This is a genomic window from Pseudomonas sp. Sample_10 (genome assembly GCF_004321495.1).
Lineage (GTDB): Bacteria > Pseudomonadota > Gammaproteobacteria > Pseudomonadales > Pseudomonadaceae > Aquipseudomonas.
Genome location: NZ_RCOE01000227.1, coordinates 16,039 through 19,032, shown reverse-complemented (window position 1 = coordinate 19,032; position 2,994 = coordinate 16,039). Strand labels below are relative to the sequence as shown.

Annotated in this window: 4 protein-coding genes; all 4 read left to right on the top strand. The window is 59.7% G+C overall.

All coding sequences use genetic code 11. The annotated features are described in order from the left end of the window. The coding region (gene ppnN, locus D8U18_RS23125) for a nucleotide 5'-monophosphate nucleosidase PpnN (RefSeq protein WP_131108527.1) at nucleotides 1-987 on the top strand (987 nt) is incomplete at its 5' end. Nucleotides 988-1,245: 258 nt separating this feature from the next. Next, nucleotides 1,246-1,986, top strand: a complete 741-nt coding sequence (locus D8U18_RS23120) for a response regulator (RefSeq protein ID WP_131108525.1) — start codon at nucleotides 1,246-1,248, stop codon at nucleotides 1,984-1,986. Nucleotides 1,987-2,157: 171 nt separating this feature from the next. Then, nucleotides 2,158-2,535, top strand: a complete 378-nt coding sequence (locus D8U18_RS23115; RefSeq protein WP_130904614.1) for a hypothetical protein — start codon at nucleotides 2,158-2,160, stop codon at nucleotides 2,533-2,535. A 172-nt stretch (nucleotides 2,536-2,707) separates the two neighbouring features. Beyond that, on the top strand, nucleotides 2,708-2,932 hold the full coding sequence (locus tag D8U18_RS23110; protein WP_056856707.1) for a hypothetical protein: 225 nt from the start codon (nucleotides 2,708-2,710) through the stop codon (nucleotides 2,930-2,932). Nucleotides 2,933-2,994 lie beyond the last annotated feature (62 nt).

Genomic DNA, 2,994 nt, shown 5'->3' with positions numbered 1-2,994 from the left:
ATCAGCGACTACGTCTTCCACCTGCTGCGCAACGCCCGCACCCTGCGCCCCGGCGTCGAGCCGAAGATCGTGGTGTGCTGGGGCGGCCACTCGATCAACACCGAAGAATACAAATACACCAAGAAAGTCGGCCATGAACTGGGCCTGCGCAGCCTCGACGTCTGCACCGGTTGTGGCCCTGGCGTGATGAAAGGCCCGATGAAAGGCGCCACCATCGCCCACGCGAAACAGCGTATCCATGGCGGTCGTTACCTTGGCCTGACCGAACCGGGGATCATCGCCGCCGAGGCGCCGAACCCGATCGTCAACGAACTGGTGATCCTGCCAGATATCGAAAAACGTCTGGAAGCCTTCGTCCGCGTCGGCCACGGCATCATCATATTCCCGGGCGGTGCCGGTACGGCGGAAGAATTTCTCTACCTGCTCGGCATCCTGATGCACCCGGACAACGCAGGCCTGCCCTTCCCGGTCATCCTCACCGGCCCCAAACACGCCGCACCGTACCTGGAGCAACTCGACGCCTTCGTCGGCGCCACCCTCGGTGAGGACGCCAAGCAGCATTATCAGATCATCATCGATGACCCGGCAGAAGTCGCCCGGCAGATGACTCTGGGCCTCAAAGCGGTCAAGCAGTTCCGCCGCGAGCGCAACGACGCGTTCCACTTCAACTGGTTGCTGAAAATCGACGAAGGCTTCCAGCGCCCGTTCGACCCAACCCACGAAAACATGGCCAACCTCAAACTGAGCCGCGACCTGCCAGCCCACGAACTGGCCGCCAACCTGCGCCGCGCGTTCTCAGGCATCGTCGCCGGCAACGTCAAGGACAAGGGCATTCGCCTGATCGAACAACACGGCCCCTACCAGATCCGCGGTGACGCCGCGATCATGCAGCCGCTGGACCTGCTGCTCAAAGCCTTCGTTGCCCAACACCGGATGAAACTCCCGGGTGGCGCGGCTTATGTGCCGTGTTATCGCGTGGTTGCCTGACTCAAGCAATAGACCCAAGCCGAAGCCTTGGCTTCGGCTTGTTGTCTTTGTGGCCACAGAACGCCTGAATGCAATGCCGGGTCGGCCACTCCTCCTGTAGGAGCAAGGCTTGCCCGCGATGACGTAGTATCAGTCGACATCACTGTGGGTTGTCCCACCGTCATCGCGGGCAAGCCTTGCTCCTACAAGGGCGATACGGCAAAAAGCTTCACCGTTGCCCAAAAATGCACAACCGACGAAGAACAAGAGAATCGATTCATGGACCACGTCAACCACATCCTGATCGTTGATGATGACCGCGAAATTCGCGAACTGGTGGGCAACTACCTGAAAAAGAACGGCCTGCGCACCACCATGGTCGCCGACGGCCGGCACATGCGCAGCTTCCTCGAAACCAATCAGGTCGACCTGATCGTCCTCGATATCATGCTGCCCGGCGATGACGGCCTGGTCCTGTGCCGCGAACTGCGCTCAGGCAAACACAAAGCCACGCCCATCCTGATGCTCACTGCGCGCAATGACGAGACCGACCGCATACTCGGCCTGGAAATGGGCGCCGACGACTACCTGACCAAACCCTTCGCCGCCCGGGAACTGCTGGCCAGGATCAACGCTGTTCTGCGCCGTACCCGGATGCTGCCACCCAACCTATTAGTCACTGAAACCGGCCGCCTGCTCGGTTTCGGCCGCTGGCGCCTGGATACCACCGCCCGTCACCTGCTGGATGAAGACGATACTCTGGTCGCCCTCAGTGGCGCCGAGTACCGATTGCTTCGCGTGTTCCTCGACCACCCGCAACGGGTGCTGAGCCGAGATCAACTGCTCAACCTGACCCAGGGCCGCGATGCCGACCTGTTCGACCGTTCCATCGACTTGCTGGTCAGCCGCTTGCGCCAGCGACTCAAGGACGATTCACGGGAGTCGACCTACATCAAGACGGTACGCAGCGAGGGCTATGTTTTTTCCTACCCGGTGGAAATGCTCGATGCGCAGGTATAAGCGTTAACCGAGGGTTTTGTATCCGTTTGTATAAGATACTTCCCGGGATACGTAAAAGCCGATTTCGAGCGTTTCAGGCACACATCAGCGATACACCCCGGCGTTTAACTGTGAACACCAGATAGCACGAGCTACTGACCCCCTCACACTTAAGCGCACGGAGAATTACCCATGATCAACTTCTCGAAAGTTTCGTCCCTGGCACTCGGCCTCGCATTGGTGGGCGGTCTTGGCCTGTCGAACCTGGCATCGGCGAATACGTCGAATACCGTTTCCCACAGCCAGATCCAGTCGCTACTGGCAGAAGGCGGTTCGGACCGGTTGCAACAAAATCGCGTGGCCGAAGGGGGTTCTGATCGCCTGATCCAGAACCGCGTGGCCGAAGGGGGTTCTGACCGACTGATCCAGAATCGCGTAGCCGAAGGGGGTGCCGATCGCCTGCAAGAACTGCGCGAACGCGTCGCCTCGATCCCGAGCAACGCCGTGCGCGGTGGCGTAATCGTCGCCGAAAATCGCGCCGAGTTCGGCTCCAAGTATCAGCGCTACTGATCGCGACTGACCTGACAACACAGTCCCTGTGGGAGCTAGCGCCCACAGGGCTGCCGCATCATCGCCGAAAGATCATTGTTCTCGATAACGACTATGCGTCAGGGTGTTTTCTCATCGCGATGCTCCAGCACTACAGTGGCCACATCTTCTCCCCACACTCTGGAGCAACACCATGAAAAGCATCATCGGTCTTGGATTCGCCCTCTCGGTTCTCGGCGCTACTTCCGCCATCGCCGCCCCACACGCGACTGCGCCAGCCGTTGCAGCAGCCAAAGTCAGCCAACCGGCCACGCTGAACGTGAACACCGTCGGCGTTGACCAGAAAGACAACCAGGCGAGCAAGCTCTATGTCGCAGAGAACCGCCCCGAGTTCGGCTCCAAATATCAGCGTTATTGATCAACGGCCTTGGGCTGCTTGAAACAGGAAACCCCGCCAAACAAGCGGGGTTTCTTCATTTG